Origin of the sequence: Staphylococcus sp. HMSC072B07 (genome assembly GCF_001815505.1) — a bacterium.
GTDB classification, from domain to species: Bacteria; Bacillota; Bacilli; order Staphylococcales; family Staphylococcaceae; genus Staphylococcus; species Staphylococcus simulans.
The window spans coordinates 63,794-83,286 of record NZ_KV820945.1; the positions used below are offsets into that span (position 1 = coordinate 63,794).

General features: G+C 36.5%; 16 protein-coding genes. 9 read left to right on the forward strand and 7 right to left on the reverse strand.

The annotated features are described in order from the left end of the window. The first annotated feature begins 94 nt into the window (after positions 1-94). From HMPREF3031_RS10870 to HMPREF3031_RS10895, 6 genes are all read left to right on the forward strand, one after another. Positions 95-1,594, forward strand: coding sequence for a glycosyltransferase (locus HMPREF3031_RS10870; RefSeq protein ID WP_070684180.1), 1,500 nt, complete (start codon positions 95-97; stop codon positions 1,592-1,594). A gap of 165 nt (positions 1,595-1,759) precedes the next feature. Then, positions 1,760-3,934 carry a bifunctional glycosyltransferase/CDP-glycerol:glycerophosphate glycerophosphotransferase gene (locus tag HMPREF3031_RS13175; RefSeq protein ID WP_002479996.1) on the forward strand — a complete coding sequence of 725 codons (2,175 nt, stop codon included), beginning with the start codon at positions 1,760-1,762 and terminating at the stop codon, positions 3,932-3,934. An 87-nt stretch (positions 3,935-4,021) separates the two neighbouring features. After that, on the forward strand, positions 4,022-4,594 hold the full coding sequence (locus tag HMPREF3031_RS10880; protein ID WP_023015597.1) for a DUF488 domain-containing protein: 573 nt from the start codon (positions 4,022-4,024) through the stop codon (positions 4,592-4,594). Between the two features lie 212 nt (positions 4,595-4,806). Then, entirely contained in the window at positions 4,807-5,199 is a 393-nt protein-coding gene (locus HMPREF3031_RS10885; RefSeq protein ID WP_002479994.1) for a (deoxy)nucleoside triphosphate pyrophosphohydrolase, read from the forward strand. Between the two features lie 5 nt (positions 5,200-5,204). After that, on the forward strand, positions 5,205-8,078 hold the full coding sequence (locus HMPREF3031_RS10890) for a DEAD/DEAH box helicase (RefSeq protein WP_037556086.1): 2,874 nt from the start codon (positions 5,205-5,207) through the stop codon (positions 8,076-8,078). Positions 8,079-8,245: 167 nt separating this feature from the next. Beyond that, on the forward strand, positions 8,246-8,764 hold the full coding sequence (locus HMPREF3031_RS10895; RefSeq protein WP_002479992.1) for an AAA family ATPase: 519 nt from the start codon (positions 8,246-8,248) through the stop codon (positions 8,762-8,764). A 91-nt stretch (positions 8,765-8,855) separates the two neighbouring features. Here HMPREF3031_RS10895 and HMPREF3031_RS10900 read toward each other — a convergent pair whose 3' ends face one another. Then, a complete protein-coding gene (locus tag HMPREF3031_RS10900; protein WP_002479991.1) occupies positions 8,856-9,746 on the reverse strand; it encodes a fructose bisphosphate aldolase in 891 nt (296 codons plus the stop codon). A gap of 229 nt (positions 9,747-9,975) precedes the next feature. Between HMPREF3031_RS10900 and HMPREF3031_RS10905 the strand changes: the two genes are divergently transcribed. Beyond that, positions 9,976-10,677 (forward strand): MOSC domain-containing protein, encoded by a 702-nt coding sequence (locus HMPREF3031_RS10905; RefSeq protein ID WP_023015593.1) that lies wholly within the window; start codon positions 9,976-9,978, stop codon positions 10,675-10,677. Between the two features lie 428 nt (positions 10,678-11,105). Here the strand turns inward: HMPREF3031_RS10905 and HMPREF3031_RS10910 are convergent, their stop codons facing one another. Next, positions 11,106-11,366 carry a zinc ribbon domain-containing protein gene (locus HMPREF3031_RS10910; protein WP_002479989.1) on the reverse strand — a complete coding sequence of 87 codons (261 nt, stop codon included), beginning with the start codon at positions 11,364-11,366 and terminating at the stop codon, positions 11,106-11,108. Beyond that, complete coding sequence (gene fmdA, locus HMPREF3031_RS10915; protein ID WP_002479988.1) at positions 11,366-12,559, reverse strand: formamidase; 1,194 nt, start codon at positions 12,557-12,559, stop codon at positions 11,366-11,368. The genes HMPREF3031_RS10910 and fmdA overlap by 1 nt, the downstream gene beginning before the upstream one ends. Positions 12,560-12,737: 178 nt before the next feature. Between fmdA and HMPREF3031_RS10920 the strand changes: the two genes are divergently transcribed. Next, entirely contained in the window at positions 12,738-13,091 is a 354-nt protein-coding gene (locus tag HMPREF3031_RS10920) for a DoxX family protein (RefSeq protein WP_002479987.1), read from the forward strand. Positions 13,092-13,167: 76 nt separating this feature from the next. Here the strand turns inward: HMPREF3031_RS10920 and HMPREF3031_RS10925 are convergent, their stop codons facing one another. Together HMPREF3031_RS10925 and HMPREF3031_RS10930 are read right to left on the reverse strand one after the other, a co-directional pair. Next, on the reverse strand, positions 13,168-13,848 hold the full coding sequence (locus HMPREF3031_RS10925; protein WP_002479986.1) for a type 1 glutamine amidotransferase domain-containing protein: 681 nt from the start codon (positions 13,846-13,848) through the stop codon (positions 13,168-13,170). Positions 13,849-13,898: 50 nt separating this feature from the next. Then, positions 13,899-14,816 carry an NAD-dependent epimerase/dehydratase family protein gene (locus tag HMPREF3031_RS10930; RefSeq protein ID WP_002479985.1) on the reverse strand — a complete coding sequence of 306 codons (918 nt, stop codon included), beginning with the start codon at positions 14,814-14,816 and terminating at the stop codon, positions 13,899-13,901. Positions 14,817-15,219: 403 nt separating this feature from the next. Here HMPREF3031_RS10930 and adhE point away from each other — a divergent pair, with 403 nt between their 5' ends. Further along, positions 15,220-17,841, forward strand: coding sequence for a bifunctional acetaldehyde-CoA/alcohol dehydrogenase (adhE, locus tag HMPREF3031_RS10935; RefSeq protein ID WP_082732263.1), 2,622 nt, complete (start codon positions 15,220-15,222; stop codon positions 17,839-17,841). A gap of 129 nt (positions 17,842-17,970) precedes the next feature. Here adhE and HMPREF3031_RS10940 read toward each other — a convergent pair whose 3' ends face one another. Both HMPREF3031_RS10940 and HMPREF3031_RS10945 read right to left on the reverse strand, forming a co-directional pair. Continuing rightward, positions 17,971-18,924: an alpha/beta hydrolase gene (locus tag HMPREF3031_RS10940; protein ID WP_002479983.1), complete on the reverse strand. Its 954-nt coding sequence runs from the start codon at positions 18,922-18,924 to the stop codon at positions 17,971-17,973. A gap of 92 nt (positions 18,925-19,016) precedes the next feature. Continuing rightward, entirely contained in the window at positions 19,017-19,322 is a 306-nt protein-coding gene (locus tag HMPREF3031_RS10945; RefSeq protein ID WP_002479982.1) for an ArsR/SmtB family transcription factor, read from the reverse strand. Positions 19,323-19,493: the final 171 nt, after the last annotated feature.

Genomic DNA, 19,493 nt, shown 5'->3' on the forward strand with positions numbered 1-19,493 from the left:
TAAATTTAATTTTTCTGTTTTACTTATTGTTTAAAGTGTAAATATATAAATGATATAATTTTTTCTAACAAATTTTATGAAATGGGGTTTAGGGTTGATTTATACTGTTACATCAACTTTGCCTCCGAATCATGGAGGAAGAACGAAAGCATTGTTGAAGCGAATTCAATTTATTGACGACACATTAGGTATTAAACAAACTATTTTAACGACCAACTACAATATTGAGTACCCAGAAGTATTAGCTGATTTTAGAGAAAAAGGTATCTTAAACGAAGGTACACAAGTCATTAATCTCTATGATTGGCTTTCTGGCTATAATCTATTTAACATTCCAAAGTCGACTTTTAAGAAAGAAAAGAAATATAAAGCACAACCTGTGGCACTTTCTGATTACACAACACGTACGAATAAAAAAGGGGACGTTGTACGTTATTATGACAAGACTGATGAAACATATTTACTGTATCGTAAATTTTATGAGGATTCAGAAGTAGTCCACTTTGAAGATGTGATGACGCCTGGAGTTAAACATAAAGTCATCCGTTATGAATACAACCCTTATGGTTATCTGCATAAGAAGACTTACTATGCAGCACGTAAAAACATGAAGTTGAGTGAGACGATGTATGATTTAGAGGGAAATGTGTATTGTCAAAAATGGTTTGAAGAAAATAAGCAAGGCAAACCAGAAGCGACGTCCATTTTGATATATCGCGAGGGACGTGTGGTAAGAAGTTTTACGCACGATAAAGCATTGTTTGCGTATTTTTATAATGAGATATTTAAAGATGGAGATATTGTGTTTAATGATGCACGTTTATTAGATGAACCATTAATTGACAATCAACATGCGATTAAACCTGTCATTGTCTTCCATAGTTCTCACTTATCCGGTGATAATATTAAAGGTTCATATCGCTTTGCGATAGATCATCACAAGCAAGTTTCGGCGTATATTGTGCTGACAACTCAACAAAAACAAGATATTTTAGCACAATCAGATATTCCAGAACAAAAAATTCAAGTCATTCCGCATTTCATTAAACCCAGTACGTTACCTGAACAAGAACGTAAAAATCAGTTTGTGTATTTAGGCAGGTTCTCAAAAGAGAAACGTATTGATCACATTGTGAAGGCATTTAAGTTATTTAAAGCTAAAGATTATGAGACGAAACTGAAATTATATGGCGGTGTTTCTGACTCACAAGAAGATGAACTTAAAGATTTAATTTCTAAAGAAGGTCTGTCAGAAGATGTAGACATCGAATCCTTTACTAATCATCCACAAGAAGTTTTCCGTGAATCACGTGCTTCTATTTTAGCAAGTACACATGAAGGATTCGGATTATCTATGATGGAAAGTATCAATGAAGGTTGTCCGGTTCTTGCGTATGATATTCGTTATGGGCCAAATGAAATCATTGAAGCGGGTGAGAATGGGTATTTAATACCTACAGGTGATATCGAGGCTTTAGCACAGGCGATGGAGCGTATCATCAACCATCCATTGAAGCATGTGCACACACGTCAATCATTAACACCAAAAGCCGCACAACATCATTTCGAACAGTTATTTAAAACGTTAATATAAATAGAGTAATACACCTTTTATTATTTTTCCAAATTAGTAAGACGATGATAAAAAAGTAGATTTAGTATATAATTGTTACGGTTTCTTATTTGGTTTGCTGAGAAATTAGCAGTACAATAAGAAAATGTGGAAAACAGAGATATAAAAAGTAAGGAGATCACAATCATGAATGAATTAACAGTCATTATCACATACTACAACTCAGAAGATTATATTCAAGCTTGTATCGAAAGCTTGAAGCAACAACGCAATCAAGATTTTAATGTGATTATAGTCAACGATGGATCAACAGATGGTTCTCAAGCACTTTTAGAAGACACCTTAAAAAACTATGATAAGAAGGTTGAAGTGATTAACTTTGAACAAAACCAAGGGCATGCGCATGCGCGTAACGTCGCAATGTCACATGTAGAAACACCGTATTTTATGTTTTTAGATGCGGATGATGAATTAGCTTCTTATGCGATTCAATTCTATTTAAAAACAGTGAATGGTCTAGATGCCTTAATTGCACCGATTAATAAGTTTACACTCAATCAACCGCAATACATCGATCAGAATAAAATTAGATTGGAATATATGAACGCTGAGACAAACCCTAATTCATTCTTAAGAAAAAATACGGCTTGTAACATTTTATTTAAAACAGCAATCGTACACGCGCATCAACTTCAATTCGATGAGGCATTGAAAACGTATGTCGACAATTCTTTTGTAGTGGATTATCTGACATATGCAGAACGCTTTGTGCGTATTTTAGGTTTCCCGTTCTATTTCAGAGGAGAGGTTTATGATCCTTTTGAAACAGAACAACTGACACAACAAGCGTTCGACCAATTATTTGAAGATTACGCTGATGCTTATCTGCATACCGTGCAGAAAGTGAAAAATAAAAAAGTCCGTCAATTTATGACGCATAAAATGGCAAGTATGATTCGTAACGGCTTTGACCCTGCGAATAAACAAAATGCTTACCACTATGCACAACATCAAGACACACTTATTCAATTAGCTCAAAAATTGAAATGGCATCTCTTACAAGAAACAGATGGCGGTTCATTGTTTAAAGTAGAAATGTTGGCGTTAATGTTTAATCAACCTGACGCCGCAATTGCGATCAACAAATACAGAGGCATGTTACGTCATGTGAAGAATGTTGTGATGCGTAATAAAAATAAAAACCGTTCTATGTATCAGTTAACAGATGCGCCAGAAAATGTTTCTAACAAAACAATTGTTTTTGAGACATTCGGCGGTAAAAACTATAGTGATAGTCCAAAATACATTTATGAATATATGCAGAAATATTATCCGTACTATAACTATATCTGGGTATTAAAGAACCCGGCTAAAACTTATGTTCCAGGTAATGCGACTAAAGTGAAAAAAGGTTCGAAAGCTTATTATGAAGCTTATTCAAAAGCACATTACTGGGTTACGAACGCTCGCACGCCGCTTTATATCAATAAGAAAGAGAATCAAACGTATATTCAAACATGGCATGGTACGCCGTTGAAACGTTTGGCGAATGATATGAAAGTGGTACGTATGCCAGGGACAACAACGCCCGCATATAAACGTAATTTCAGAGAAGAGACAGAACGTTGGGATTATTTAGTATCACCGAACCGTTATTCTACTGAAATTTTTGAATCGGCCTTTTGGATGGATAGAGACCGTGTCTTAGAAATCGGTTATCCAAGAAATGATGTGCTTGTTAATCGTCAAAATGATACTGAGTATCTTAAAGATATTCGAGAGAAGCTTAATATTCCTAAAGATAAGAAAGTCATTACTTATGCACCGACATGGCGTGATGATGAGTTTATTAAAAAAGGACAATACTTATTCAATCTTAAAATCGACTTAGATAATTTATATAAACAATTAGGTGATGACTATGTCATTTTATTACGTATGCATTATCTGATTGCGAATGCTTTAGATTTATCTGGTTATGAAAACTTTGCGATAGATGTATCTGATTATGATGATGTCTCAGAAATCTTCTTGATTTCAGATGCATTGATTACAGATTATTCATCTGTGATGTTCGACTATGGTATTTTAAAACGTCCACAGTTCTTCTTTGCGTATGATATTGAGAAATACGGTAAAGGTTTACGTGGCTTCTATATGGATTACCATAATGATTTACCAGGACCTATTTTCACAGATGCGCACAAACTTGCTGAAAGCTTAAAAGACTTACCGAAAGTACAAGCAGAATATCAAGATAAGATTGATGCATTCTACAATCGTTTCTGCAGTATTGAAAACGGTAAAGCATCAGAATATATCGGTGAATTGATTCATCAAGGTATTGAAGAAAAAGAATAATACGTTAACACGCAAAAGTAGCCTTTAAAGAGACTGTTTTTGCGTGTTTTTCTTTTAACAGGCTATAGTAAGAGAGAGGTGAACATTATGGGACAAACCAAACAAAAGGTGATTTATACTATCGGTCATTCTGATCATGATAAAGAAACATTTCTTGAAATGTTGAAACAATATCATGTTGAAGTCTTAATGGATATCAGAGCCTTTACGAAGAGCCGTAAACATCCGCAATTTAAAGACGACAATATGAAGTCATGGTTGAAAGAAGCGGGGATTGAGTATCAAACTGACCAATTTCTAGGTGGGCGCAGACAACCCAGTGAAACAGTGGGACGTACTTTGAATAGTGGTTGGCAAAATGAATCTTTCCATAACTATGCGGACTATACTTTAACAGACGACTTCAAAGAAGGGATTAAAAGATTAACAGAAACAGCCCAAAACCAAACGACAGCCTACATGTGTTCAGAACATCATCCAGCACGTTGTCATCGTTTGATTGTCAGTAATTATTTAGCTGCACATGGTTGGGATGTGTATCATATTATGCAAAATAATAAAGGTGACATTATTGCACAACCACATAAGTTAGGACAATGGGGGGCGATGCCAATTATTGAAGATGATGGGGAAGTAGTATATCCGAAAAAAACAGATTGACATTTATATATATAAATGAATGAGGTGTTTCTATTATGAATCAGAACAACATATTGAATCAGCAACAAGTTAGAAGAAAATGAACAGACAGGTCGCGCCTGTCTATTTTTTATGAAAAAAATAAAAAATTGCTGCAATTGTGTGGCAATCTTTTATAAAAAATGAGATCCTGCTTATAAGTAATGAAATATTGATATGAGCGGAGGATACATATGAAAAAGTTAGTCAGAGTCGTAGGTGCAGTGATTGAACATCAAGGTAACATTTTATGTGCACAACGCAGTGAACAAATGAGCTTACCGTTATTATGGGAATTTCCGGGTGGTAAAATTGAACAAGGTGAAACAGATATTGAAGCGTTAAAACGTGAAATTCAAGAAGAAATGAAGTGTGATTTAGCAGTGGGTGAGAAAGTCACGACGACTACACATGAATATGATTTTGCGATTATCGAGCTGACAACGTATCGTTGTACTTTACAAGAAACGATGCCGACATTAACTGAACATAGTCAAATTAAATGGTTAGCCCCTAAAGCGTTACACCAATTAGAGTGGGCACCGGCAGATATTCCGGCAGTCGACTTGCTTGTTGAACAAGGGTAATGCCTATGGAACATTTAATTGAAGACTTAACCCAGTCGCTTCATAAAGGCTTTATTGATCGTTCTATTGTGCATCAAGGGCACCATGTGCCGAAATTGTTGCTGAATAATCAAGAAGAAAATGTGCTCGCAACGCTCATCGATGAACTAGAGAAATGTCAGTCCTTTATGATTTCGGTTGCTTTTATTACGCCGAGCGGTCTCCAAAGTCTGAAGTCACATTTATATGATATGGCACAACGTGGTGTTAAAGGTAAAATATTAACTTCCAATTATCTAGGTTTCAACTCTCCAAAAGTGTATGAAGAGCTGATGAAGTTAGACAATGTTGAAGTCCGTGTAACAGATGTCTCAGGCTTTCATGCGAAAGGTTATATTTTTGATCATGACGCCTATTCTACCTTAGTTGTGGGGAGTTCGAATTTAACTTCTAATGCTTTGAAAGTTAATTATGAACATAATATTTTATTATCTTCTCATCAAAATGGTGATTTAGTCCATAAAGTGAAAGACCAATTCAATGGGTTATGGGAAGAGAGCACTTCTTTAACAAAAGCTTGGATTGAGGCGTATCGTGAGGTTTATCAACCACAAATGACACAACGGTTGTTTGAAGAAAGTCAGAAACAAACGTTGTTGGAAAATAAAATACATGAAGCGGTTAAAATTGAACCGAATTTAATGCAGGTAGAAGCGTTAAAAGGTTTGGCAGAGATGCGTGCACAAGGTGAAAATAAAGCGTTGATTATTTCTGCGACAGGGACAGGTAAGACGATTATGTCTGCGTTAGATGTCCGTGCATTTAAACCTAAACGTTTTTTATTTGTTGTGCATAGTGAAACCATCTTAAATGATGCATTGGCAGCTTATCGTAAAGTATTGGCAGATGAAAATGAAGCGGACTTTGCGAAGTTGACGGGGGCTGAGAAGAATTTGGATGCGAAGTATCTATTCGCGACTGTACAAACAATGTCGAAGTCTGACATTTATCAACAGTTTGACCCAGCAACTTTTGATTATATTGTCTTTGATGAAGCACATCGTTCAGCAGCACAAAGTTATCAAAATATCTTCCATTACTTTCAACCGAAATTTATGTTAGGGATGACCGCAACACCTGAACGAAGTGATGATCTCAGTGTCTTCGCGCAATTTAATCATAATGTTGCTTATGAAATTCGACTTCAGAAGGCATTAGAAAGTGATATTTTATGTCCATTCCATTATTTTGGTGTCTCAGATTATATTCAAGAAGGCCAAGTTGTGGATGATAACACACAAGACTTAAAATTCTTAGCGTCTGATGACCGTGTGAAATATATTTTAGAGAAAACGGATTATTATGGTTATTCTGGTGATGAATTAAAAGGGCTAATCTTTGTCAGTCGTAAAAAAGAAGCACAAGCTTTAGCACAAAAGTTAAATGCCAAAGGCATACCGACACAAGCTTTAACAGGTTCAGATTCACAAAAACAGCGTAACGAAGTGATTCAACAGTTAAAAGACGGCAGGTTAAATTATATTATCACCGTAGATTTGTTTAACGAAGGAATTGATATTCCTGAAATCAATCAAGTGGTGATGTTACGGAGCACACAATCAAGTATTATCTTTGTACAACAATTAGGACGTGGTCTTCGTAAGAGTGCGAATAAAGATTTTGTGACAGTCATTGATTTCATTGGAAACTATAAAAATAACTATATGATTCCGATAGCACTGTCAGGTGACCATTCCCATAATAAAGATAGTTATCGAAAATTTATTTCAGACTATGCGCCATTAAAAGGCGTTTCAACAATTAATTTTGAAGAAGTTGCTCAAAAGAGAATTTTTGATTCGATTCAATCTGCGACTTTAAATAAGAAAGCTATGATTTTACAAGCATTCAATGAAGTGAAAGCACGCATTGGTCGCACGCCAAGTTTAATGGATTTCATTCATCAACATTCGATTGATCCAGAAGTGATTCTTTCGAAGTATGGGAATTATGAACAATTTCTAGTGGAGAAAACAGATATTACGACAAGAATCTCTGAAAATGCCTCTAAGAATTTGACGTTCATTTCTCAAGAATTAGCGAAAGGTTTGAAGAATACCGATTATTTAGCACTAGAGTTGTTGATGAGCCAAGATGAAAGTTTTGAACATTTAGTTGAAAAACTTCAACATAGAGATAGTGAAATTGAAGAAGCGGATGTGCGTACCAGTTTGAAGGTATTAGATGAAACTTTCTTCAGCAAGAATATAGATAAAAGATATGGCACACCGATGGTTGAATGGGATAAAGAGACTAATCTTATCGGTCTTACTGCACCGTTTAAAATGAACTTGAAAAATGAAGCCTTTCGTCATCACGTCCATGATTTGATCGAAGTAGCCCAATATAAACATAAGTATGTCTATCAAAATCAAAATGACTTTATCTTGTATGAACGTTATTCGAGAAAAGATTTTGTGAAAGTGATGAACTGGGGTAAAGATGAGTCTGCAGTTATTAACGGTTATAAACAAAAACATCATACATTGCCAATTTTCATTACGTATCACAAAAGTGAAGATATCAGCGACAATACAGCGTATGAAGATCAATTCATTAATCAAAATGAGCTGAAATGGTTCACGCGTTCACCAAGAAAGTTAAGTTCTGATGAAGTTCAAAAAGTAATGCGACACCAAGAACTCAATACACCAATGTATCTTTTCGTGAAGAAAGAAGACGGTGAAGGAACAGACTTCTATTATTTAGGTAAAGCTCGCTTTATGCCGGGTACTGCAGCACAAACGAAGATGCCGGATGGCAAAGATGTAGTCACAATGCATCTTGCTTTAGATACGCCAGTTCGAGATGATATTTACCGTTATTTAGTTGAGAAATAAATTGATTGCCTGACTCGAAAATGAGTCAGGTTTTTTGTGATATATAGGTCAGAATAGAGATGAATCAGTCTTTTTGACCATAGATTTGCTTGTATGCGCATAGATGCATATAATCTTGATTAAACACATGACAACGATTCACTATTAAGAGGAATGAGGCGGATAATATGGCGGAAAGGATTCTGGTGATTGGCAGCCCTGGCACAGGAAAATCAACATTTGCTAAACAGTTAAGTCAGAAAATGAATATTCCAGTCTTTCATTTAGATAAACTGTTTTGGAAAAATGATCATGAAACAATTAATCAAGAAGAGTTTATAAAACAAATCGAAAAAGTAATTGCTGAAAATGAATATTGGATTATAGATGGGAATTATAGAGACACTTTACCTTTGAGGTTAGAACAAGCAGAACTTGTCATTTGGTTGAAAGCACCACGTTGGAAATGTATTTTGAATGTCGTTAAACGTTATTTTAGATTATTAAAGAACGAAGATACTGGCGGCAATCCAAAGTCAATGCGACTTGAATTTGTAAAATATATTTGGGACTTCCCAATGAATCATTTTCCTTCTATTATTCAAGCTAAAACAAATAGTTTAAATCGAGCAAAATGGATTGAGTTAAATGGGTTTAAAGAAATGAAGCATTTTATGCGAGAAAGTGAATTTAAAATAAAACACTAGCCCAAATGATTATTTTGGACTAGTGGCGGTAGTTAACGCAAATAAAAAAGCGAACCTCAAAGAGAGATTCGCTTTCATCGAATACTTGTAATTATGCTTTGTTTACTGATGCGTCGTAGATTGTATCAATCGCATCTTGTAATTTATTGTTAAATTCTTCGTCTGATTGGTTAACGTTCAAGTCAGTTACTAATGCACGAGAGAAGCTTGCGATTAAGCCATCGTTTTCTTTTAAGATTTTGTTTGCTTCTTCACGGCTGTAACCACCAGATAATGCAACAACACGTACCACTTGAGGGTGTTCGATAAGTTCTTTATAAGTGTTTGCTTTTGTTGGAATTGTTAATTTCAACATAACATTTTGATCTTTATTTAAGTTGTCTAACTCAGCTTTGATTGCTGCTGCTAAGTTTTCTTCGATTGCTTCTTTATCTTCTGCGTGAATATTAACTTCTGGTTCGATAATTGGTACTAAACCAGCCGCAATGATTTCTTTAGCAACTTCGAATTGTTGTTTAACAACTTTTTCGATACCTTCTTTGTTGTTTTCTAAAATGTTAGAACGCATTTTTGTACCGAAGATATGACGTTCGTTTGCGCGTTTCAATAATTCATCTAAATCTGGAATAGGTTTCATTAATTGAACGCCTTCATTTTGGTCGGCTAATCCTTTGTCGACTTTCAAGAATGGTACGACACCTTTGCTTGCTAGGAAGTCACCAGTGTATTGTCCTTCAATTTCACGATCCATTGTTTGCTCGAATAGGATAGCTCCTAGGATTTTATCTCCGTTGAAAGCAGGTGAAGTAATGATGCGTGTACGCATTTCGTGTACAAGGTCAAACATTTCATCATCGTTTGAGTATTCATTTTCTTCAATTCCGTAAGCTTTAAGCGCTTTAGGAGTACTACCACCGCTTTGGTCTAATGCTGCGATAAATCCTTTACCATTTTTAATTTTGTCAAATTGTTCTTGGTTCATTTATTGACACTCCTCTTTCCGCATTTTGCTATATCTCTTTCATCTCTAGTATGGTAAAAATGAAGTGATTTCGCAAATAGTTTAACTCATAAATGTAAAATAAATCACAAACGGAATTTTAGATGGATTATTGGCTTGAAACTAGGACATTAAACGTCTTGTTAGTATTCATTTGAAACTAAAATACGTTACAATAGTGTGAAAGGGATTTGTTGAAAGGGTGAAGACGGTGAGCAGAATAGAAACGTTATTTGTAGGCGGTGTGGAAACAGTAGGGCATCCGCACGCCGTTAATAAACTGGATCAGCAGTGGATGACTGCTGCGTATAAGAAAGCCATGCCGATACCTGTCTTTCTGACTAAAAGCGGTTTGGAAGGTGATGATGTGGGAGATAAGAAACATCACGGCGGACCAGAAAAAGCATTATTTGCGTATAGTGTCATTCATTATGATAAATGGGCAGAAGAATATCCAGATGCAGAATTCAAAGCCGGGACAAATGGTGAAAATGTATCTGTCACAGATATGGATGAAACGACTGTATGTATCGGAGATATTTATCGAGTCGGTGAAGCGTTAGTACAAGTCTCACAACCACGCAGACCTTGTTGGAAACCAGGCAGACGGGTGAAATGGATTGACTTCGGACAACGTATTCAAGATACAGGGCGTACAGGTTGGTACTTCAGAGTGCTTGAGGAAGGTCGTATTCAACAAGGCGATGTGTTTGAGTTAGTAGAACGCCCATGTGAAACATGGACAATTGCGAAGATGAATGATGTATTATATCATCATACAGACCATCCGCAACTGATGCGTCAGCTAATGGATAATGACTATACACCGCCGTCTTGGAAAGAAGAGTTAAGTCAATTGCTTGAAGGAGAAGCGGTGGATCATACACCAAGACTCTATGGTCCGAACATTTAAAAAAATACTTATTGTAATAATAAGAAAAGACACATGCGCCGAAATAGCGACATGTGTCTTTCTTATTCATCTTATCTTATTGTCTGTCAGCCTCATGGCTGCGAAGGGGAGAAAACAGCCATGAGTGATTTATGACAGATTAACCTTTTACTTTTGTGGCAATGATTGGATAGGATTATTTAATCCAGTGTCGTTGCACGTTAACATCTTCAATATCGGTTTATTATTTTTATTATGTGCAACATTTCATATGCCAAGTGTTTGTATGGACATCAAGCATCATTCATTGAGGAGGGTATAACTCAACGTAGATGGATGTGCCTGGTTTAATTTTCAGTTGTAGGTTTATCGATCGCATGCAAATGGGCTGTATGTTTGTATGCGAATTTTATCATTTGTATGATGGGTATTCGATTTTTTAGTATTGATTAGACCATCCAAGGACGGTTATGCGTATTTTGTTGTTTCGGTTTGTTTGGGAGTTTATCGTGCGAAACAACTTTTGGTTCTTGACCAGATTCAATTCTTCTTTTTAATTTTGAATCAATCTTTGAAGTATTGAATGGGACGAAGACGCGTTTTGCGTCTTGATTGCAGTCAGGGCAAACTGCATAATCATGATTTTCATTCATAGATTGATTTAGCGTAAATTCACCGTGTTTTGTGCATGCATAAGTGTAATTGGGCATTACTCATCAGGCTCCAAATTCGGAATGATATCATCTCTGAAGATTTCACGAGGTATTGCAATTGTACAACAAGCGTTTGGAACATCCACGATACCAGCAACTGTACCTTGGACGGGCGCTGTTCCAAGTAACATATAAGCTTGTTCACCTGTAAAGCCTCGTGTTTTTAAGAATTCAATCGCGTTTAAACAAGCGTTGCGATAAGCGGTATTCGCATTTAAATACTCTTGTTTTCCGCTGAACTCATCTACTGAAATACCTTCGAATACAATATAATCTGTATAGTTCGGCATTACAGGTCCTGGTTTGAAGGCTGGGTTCTTTTTAATTTGATATTTTTCCATGCCATTTTTAATCACATTGACGCGTAAATCAATCCAACCAGGCATTTCGATACCGCCGCAGAATGTAATTTCACCATCACCTTGTGAGAAATGCAGATCGCCGACAGATAACTTTGCACCGTCGACAAAGACTGGGAAATAAATGCGGGAACCTTTCGATAAGTTTTTGATATCGCAGTTACCGCCGTTTTCTCTAGGAGGAACGGTTCTGGCACCTTCTTTAGCGACGCGGTCGAAATCTTTTCCTTCTAAAGTGCCAAGCACTACAGCATCCGTATCAGGTAAATTTGCTAATACCGGCTCTCTGTTCGGATCTGTATCTACCAATGCTTGTTCACGTCGGTTCCATTCATCCAACATTTCTTGGGAAGGCGCAACCCCAATCAATCCTGGGTGAATCAATCCGACAAATTCTACACCAGGTACATGACGACTTGTCGCATAAATACCATTGAAATCCCAAATCGATTTTTGGGCATTCGGATAATGGTCGACGAGGAAACTGCCACCGTTTGTCACGTCGAAAATTCCGTTAAAGCCCCATTCGTGTTCTGGGAATGCGCCGATATCTAAGATGTCGACGACGAGTAAGTCGCCAGGCTCAACACCGTTGACATATACGGGACCACTCAGTACATGTACACGGTTCAAGTTGACATACTTGATATCGCTTGGGTCGTCATTGTTTGAGACTTGACCATCGGTCCAGTCTAAACATTCCATCCTAAATGATTCCCCGGGTTCAACTGAAAATGCAGCCGGAATGTCCGGGTGCCATCGGTTGTGTCCGGGATGTGCTTGCTGATCCATTTTCTTATTCAAATCCACACTAAATAATTTCTTAGGCATATGCCTACCCCCTTGCCGAAATAATTTGTGACTGAAGATTCTGACTAGAAATAGTATTCCTCAAAAAGTTACATTTTAAACTCGTTTTCTGAATTTTTGTGAAAAATATTGATTTTTTGTTAAAAAGTTACAATTTGTGAAATAATAGAAAGGATGACTATAAAAAGAAGGTGACGAAATGCGTAAAGGATTACGTTTGGTTTTAGGAGCTCTATTCAGCCTAGCTGGAGTCATGCACTTTGTGCGTTCTGATGCTTTTACTCGCATCGTTCCGAAGTATTTACCCTTACGTAAAACAGCAGTAATTGTAACAGGTATTGTTGAACTAATCATTGGTGGCGTTCTATTCTGGAAACGCCCAAGCCAAGCATTTAAACGAGGTATCAATGCTTTTTTAATTTCGGTATTTCCAGCTAATATTTATATGGCACGCAAACAATTACCGTTAGGCGATTATCAACCACCTAAGTGGGCTTTATACAGCCGCTTGCCATTACAATTTGTCTTAATGGCATTCATTCGCAAACTATAAATAATATAAAAATAAAGCTTCTCCTTGTTTTGAAAATTAAACAAGAAGAAGCTTTTTTTAGTCTTTAATGATTCAATTAAAGAAGTCGACTGACTGCTTGTGCCACTTGTTTAGGTGACTGTGGATTTTGGCCTGTTACAAGTCGTCCATCTGTTTCAACTTCAGGTGTGAAAGGTAACATGGCTTTTTGATAATCTGCGCCACGACGTTTAATTTCATCTTCTAACATGAATGGAACAAGTTTTTTACGATTTGCGAGCAATTCTTCTGTATTAGAAAAGCCTGTCATTTGTTTTTGGTCAATGAAGTATCTGCCATTATTGTCTTTAACGTTTAATAACGCTGCGATACCATGACATACAGCTGCCACAATACCGTTGTGACCATAAACTTCATTAATCGCATTTTGAATGTATTTATTATTAGGGAAATCAAACATTACCCCATGGCCGCCAGTGAAGTAGATAACATCGTATTTTGATGGATCTGCTTCTTTAATCGATTTAGAGTATTTTAATTGTGTCATAAATTTTTCATCATCATAATAACGTTTTGTCACTTTATCTAAAAAGACAGGGTTCAAGCTAACTGGGTCTATTGGCGTTTCGCCGCCTTCAACACTGAAAATGTCGATTTCGTAGTTGCCGTCGTTAAAATAATCATAAAAGTGAACAAGTTCACCTAACCAAAGTCCTGTTGGTTTTGAAAATTCACCGAAATGATCTGTACTTGTGTTGACTATCATAATTTTTTTCATACTTTAACCTTCTTTCTATGGAAAAGCCCACTTCTTCTTAAATACCCTGTTTAAGCATTAAATACTGTTTTAATTCCTTCATCGTAAGAAGTGATGTGGAATTCTGGGAAACGTTGCTTAAATTTATCTGAATTGAAAATATTATTGTATTTATATCTTGGTAGTAATTCCATCAGTTCTTTGACTTGATCATTGAATAAGCTGCCAATTTTAAAGCCCCACATTGGTAAGACATGGTAGCCGATTTTTTGATTGAGTACTGCTTCTGTTTTTTTGATGAGCTTCTCATAAGTCAGACTGCCGGCTACTGGTAAATGCCATGTTTGGCCATAAGCGTCTGGTGTATTGCCAAGTAACGCTAGCGCACGACTTGCATCTGGTGTCCAAATTAAAGTACGCAACACTGAAGCACTGACAGGAATAATCGCTTTTTTGCCAGCTTTAATACGATTGAATACTAAAGTATTGGTAATACTTTGTGTTTTATCAGGACCATAGAATTCAGGTGCACGACCAATTACCACTTGTAAATTTTGTTCATTCATCGCTTTGAGGACCATTTCAGCCATCTGTGCACGGACCACTGATTTGCGTCCTACAGGTACAAATGGGCTAGATTCTGTTTGTACATTTGCGTTTTTTTCATACATGTATGTGTTATCGAAGAAAGCCAGTTTAGCATTGGTTTCAAGGCAAGCTTTAATAACATTTTTCATCATGACAGGGAAGCGTTGTTCCCACATTTCAGAATTGGCAGGCAAGCCGACTGCGAAATAAACAACATCACTGCCTTCAATCGCATGGTATGCTTCTGCGTAGTTCATTAAATCTGCGGCAACGAGTTCATCACTATCATGAATTTTTTTAGGTTTTCTGCCGACTAAACGAATGTCTTTTGTGTAATTTTTATAAAGTTCTCTTGCAATTTCGTGGCCGATTTGGCCATTACTTCCTAGAACAGTTTGCATGCTTTATCACTCCAAATTTGTGTGTTTATTTTACATTTTCCTTATGTTCAAGTTCGTAAACATAGTTGGTAAAAAATTAAGCAGTGACTTCTAAAATATCAACTGCTCCTTAAATGATCATCTAAGTAAAATTTATTTTACCTTGCTCAATGTGAAATAGGAATTGATATGCTCACAACAACTTAATTTTTTTCAGAACAATTAACAAGGGTAATGTAAGCGCTTAACTAATTGCGGTTCTAAGTCTTATATGAATTTGTTTAATTATGATGTTCACACAATCGTAACGAAATAAAATAAAAATATGTGTTTTTCATTTACTCCAAGTAAAAAATAGGATATTCTGTTTGTGAAATAATTCACAAAGTAATTCAGAAGCATTCATGTCGAGGAGGAAATAGAAATGACTACATCTACTCAAAATGAGAAACAACCAACAGAAGTACAACCTGAAATTAATCCCACGCAACAAATGATTGATGCACTTGCAGAAAATGGACAACATGCATTACGTGAATTAGCAAAGCTTGATCAAACACAAATTGATCACATTGTTCATGCGATGGCAATGGCAGCTGTAGACAAACATATGGAACTTGCGAAAGCTGCCTATGAAGAAACAGGCCGTGGTATTTATGAAGATAAAGCTATCAAGAATCTATATGCATCAGAATATATCTGGCAATCTATCAAATACAATAAAACGATTGGTGTCATTGATGAAGATGAACAACGTGGTTTGACGTATGTAGCTTCACCTGTCGGTGTAGTATGTGGTGTAACACCGACAACGAACCCGACTTCTACAACAATTTTCAAAGCAATTATCGCAATTAAAACAGGTAACCCGATTATCTTCGCTTTCCATCCAAGTGCACAACAATCTTCTGCACTTGCGGCGAAAGTCATTTATGAAGCAGCACTCAAAGCAGGAGCACCAGAACATATTATTCAATGGATTGAACATCCATCATTAGAAGCAACTAAATTATTAATGAACCATGACAAAGTGGCATTAGTACTTGCGACAGGTGGTGCAGGTATGGTGAAATCTGCGTATTCAACAGGTAAGCCAGCATTAGGTGTAGGACCAGGTAACGTACCGGCATATATCGAAAAGTCTGCGAAAATCAAACGTGCAGTCAATGATGTCATTGTATCTAAGACTTTTGATAACGGCATGATTTGTGCTTCTGAACAAGGTGTCATTGTAGATAAAGAAATCTATGATGAAGTGAAAAAAGAATTTGAAGCACATCAATGTTATGTAGTGAAGAAAAAAGAATTATCTAAATTAGAAAGTATCGTGATGCGTGAAGACCGTTGTGCAGTCAATGCAGATATCGTAGGTAAACCAGCCACTGAAATTGCGGCATCAGTCGGAATCAAAGTGCCTGAAGGTACGAAAATGTTAATTGCGGAACTTGAAGGTGTAGGACCAGATTATCCGTTATCCCGTGAAAAATTATCTCCAGTACTCGCAATGGTGAAAGCAGAAAACCGTGAACATGGCTTAGAATTATGTGAAGGTATGCTTAATTTAGGCGGCTTAGGTCATACTGCAGTCGTGCATACAGAAGATGAAGCTTTACAAAGAGAATTCGGTATTCGCATGAATGCTTGTCGTGTGTTAGTCAACTCTCCATCAGCTGAAGGTGGTATCGGTAATATCTATAATGAAATGATTCCATCATTGACGTTAGGTTGCGGCTCTTATGGACATAACTCAGTTTCTCATAACGTTTCAGCTGTCGATTTAATCAATATAAAAACAATCGCTAAAAGGAGAAATAATATGCAATGGTTCAAACTTCCACCTAAAATTTTCTTTGAGAAAAACTCACTTATGTATTTAACGCAAATGAAAGAAGTTGAACGTGTTGTAATCGTGACAGACGAAGGCATGGTAAATCTTGGTTATGCGAAACGTGTACAAGAAGTACTAGCACGACGTAATGATGCACCTGATGTGCGTATCTTTAGCGATGTTGAACCCAACCCATCAACTAACACTGTCTATAAAGGTTTAGAGTTAATGGTTGAATTCCAACCGGATACAATTATCGCAATCGGCGGCGGATCTGTTATGGATGCGGCGAAAGGTATGTGGGCATTCTTCGAACACCCAGATTTATCATTCTTTGGTGCGAAACAAAAATTCTTAGACATTCGTAAACGTGCTTATAAAATTATGCCAGCACAACGTGCGAAAATGGTTTGTATTCCAACCACTTCAGGTACAGGTTCAGAAGTTACACCATTTGCGGTTATCACAGATAGTGATACGCATGTCAAATATCCATTAGCAGATTATGCCTTGACGCCAGATGTAGCTATCGTAGATTCACAATTTGTATTAAGTGTGCCGAGAGGGGTCACTGCTGATACAGGTATGGATGTGTTAACACACGCAATTGAATCTTATGTATCCGTAATGGCGAGTGATTATACACGTGGCTTGAGCTTACAAGCGATTAAAATTGTTTTCGATGATTTAAAAGCTTCAGCGAATGATGGAGATCCAGATGCAAGAGAACGTATGCATAATGCTTCAACACTTGCAGGTATGGCGTTTGCTAATGCATTCTTAGGAATCAGTCACTCAATCGCACATAAAATCGGTGGAGAATACAACATTCCGCATGGTCGTACGAATGCGATTTTATTACCGCATGTCATCAGATATAATGCGAAAGATCCGCAAAAACATGCGATGTTCCCTAAATATGATTACTTCAGAGCGGATCAAGATTATGCAGATATTGCGAAATTCTTAGGCTTAAAAGGTAAAACAACAGAAGATTTAGTGGAAGCTTTGGCAGATGCTGTTTATGAATTAGGTCAAAGCGTAGGTATCGAAATGAATCTTAAAGCACAAGGTTTAACACAAGAAGTATTAGATAAAACAGTAGACCGTATGGCTGAACTTGCATACGAAGACCAATGTACAACTGCTAACCCTAAAGAACCATTAATCAGTGAACTAAAAGATATTATCATCACTGCTTATGATTATCAAAAATAAGTCGCTATGACTTTTCCAAATGACTAAAATTCAATCATCCATTCAAAACACGTCCTTGATGTAAGGGGCGTGTTTTTTGATACATAGAAAAAGACCGATGCTTTTGACATCGGTCTTAAAGTGAATACTTTATTGTTCGTTTTGTTTGTTAATCCAGTCTGTAGATAAATCCATTGCTGCACGTGTCGCATTTGTTTTGTCTAAATCGTTAACCATCACAAAGTCATGGATTGTACCTTGCATACGTGCATGTGTCACATCATTACCAGCTTCTCTTAATTTGTGCGCATAAGCTTCGCCTTCATCGCGTAAGACATCTGCTTCTGCGTTAATAATCATCGCTTTTGGTAAGTCTTTTAATTCTTCTAATGATGCACGTAATGGTGAAGCAGTAATTTCTGCGCGTTCATTTTCATCTGTTGTATATTGATCCCAGAACCACTGCATACCTTCTTTAGTTAAATAGTAACCTTCCGCAAATTCATTATAAGAATCTGTGTCAAACGAAGCGTTTGTTACAGGGTAATAAAGTAATTGTTGATGGATTGGTAAGCCATTACGTTGTTTTGTCATTAAAGTCATTACAGCTGACATATTACCGCCGACTGAATCACCCGCAACTGTTAAACGGTTTAAGTCTAAGTTTTTATCCTCTGCGACATCTTTTAATTGTTGTAAGACATCGTAGTTTTGTTCAATTGCTGTCGGATATTTCGCTTCAGGTGATAAATCATAATCAGGGAATACAACGACTGAATTTGTACGTACCGCAAGTTCTCTGACAAGTTTATCATGTGTATGCGGGCTTCCGAATACCCAACCTGCACCATGAATATAATAAATCACTGGTAATTTTTCTTGGTTTCCTTTTGGACGAATGAATCGAACAGGAACTTCGCCATAAGATTTTGTTTCAAATGTTGTATCTTCAATATCTACATCATATTTTTTAATATCTGATGATTGTACATCTTCTAATAATTTTCGACCTTCTTCTGGAGGTAACTCATATATACGTGGATGTGGGTCATTGGCTTTCGCAAAGTCAAGTGCTGCTTGTTCTAAAATAATTTTTTGAGTCATAATCAAGCTCCTTCATATATAGAATGTCTCTTTCTCTGGTAAAAGTATACCACTATGTTTACGAACTTAAACATAGATATGCTCAAAAAATGTTATTTTTGTAAATCATCTTCAAGAGAAGCAGTTAAAGCCTTTAACCAATCCAGTGTCGGACCTAGGTCAGAGCGATAGTAACGTTCAAGTCCTTTTTGTTCAACAGAAAGTATTCCTGCATCTAACATCAACTTTAAATGATGTGAAACTGCAGGGCGTGAGATGGTTACTAGTTCAGTTAATTGATTTACAGTTAAAGGTCCTTTTTTACATAACAGTACTAATAGTTCTTGGCGTCTTCCATCTTGTAAGATGTTTAAAATCGGTGTGCCTTCATTAAAAAGTTGAAGTGTTTCTTTAATCATAGTCGGCCTCTTTTCTAGCATTAATGTGATATTACTGCCTATTGTAGCACGTCTATAAGGTGTAGTGGAGGTTTGAAAAGAAAATTATTTTTGAACTCTAGTTACAAAAATACATATATTCGAGATTGATATTGTAATAGTATTACAACTGTGTGATAATGTAAGCGATTA

Bases quoted from the DNA above. Each gene is read 5' to 3' on its own strand.
- HMPREF3031_RS10920 (WP_002479987.1), top strand. From the start codon at position 12,738: ATGCGTAAAGGATTACGTTTGGTTTTAGGAGCTCTATTCAGCCTAGCT.
- HMPREF3031_RS13175 (WP_002479996.1), top strand. From the start codon at position 1,760: ATGAATGAATTAACAGTCATTATCACATACTACAACTCAGAAGATTAT.
- HMPREF3031_RS10930 (WP_002479985.1), bottom strand. From the start codon at position 14,816: ATGCAAACTGTTCTAGGAAGTAATGGCCAAATCGGCCACGAAATTGCA.
- HMPREF3031_RS10890 (WP_037556086.1), top strand. From the start codon at position 5,205: ATGGAACATTTAATTGAAGACTTAACCCAGTCGCTTCATAAAGGCTTT.
- HMPREF3031_RS10880 (WP_023015597.1), top strand. From the start codon at position 4,022: ATGGGACAAACCAAACAAAAGGTGATTTATACTATCGGTCATTCTGAT.
- HMPREF3031_RS10940 (WP_002479983.1), bottom strand. From the start codon at position 18,924: ATGACTCAAAAAATTATTTTAGAACAAGCAGCACTTGACTTTGCGAAA.
- HMPREF3031_RS10900 (WP_002479991.1), bottom strand. From the start codon at position 9,746: ATGAACCAAGAACAATTTGACAAAATTAAAAATGGTAAAGGATTTATC.
- HMPREF3031_RS10895 (WP_002479992.1), top strand. From the start codon at position 8,246: ATGGCGGAAAGGATTCTGGTGATTGGCAGCCCTGGCACAGGAAAATCA.
- adhE (WP_082732263.1), top strand. From the start codon at position 15,220: ATGACTACATCTACTCAAAATGAGAAACAACCAACAGAAGTACAACCT.
- fmdA (WP_002479988.1), bottom strand. From the start codon at position 12,559: ATGCCTAAGAAATTATTTAGTGTGGATTTGAATAAGAAAATGGATCAG.
- HMPREF3031_RS10910 (WP_002479989.1), bottom strand. From the start codon at position 11,366: ATGCCCAATTACACTTATGCATGCACAAAACACGGTGAATTTACGCTA.
- HMPREF3031_RS10885 (WP_002479994.1), top strand. From the start codon at position 4,807: ATGAAAAAGTTAGTCAGAGTCGTAGGTGCAGTGATTGAACATCAAGGT.
- HMPREF3031_RS10925 (WP_002479986.1), bottom strand. From the start codon at position 13,848: ATGAAAAAAATTATGATAGTCAACACAAGTACAGATCATTTCGGTGAA.
- HMPREF3031_RS10945 (WP_002479982.1), bottom strand. From the start codon at position 19,322: ATGATTAAAGAAACACTTCAACTTTTTAATGAAGGCACACCGATTTTA.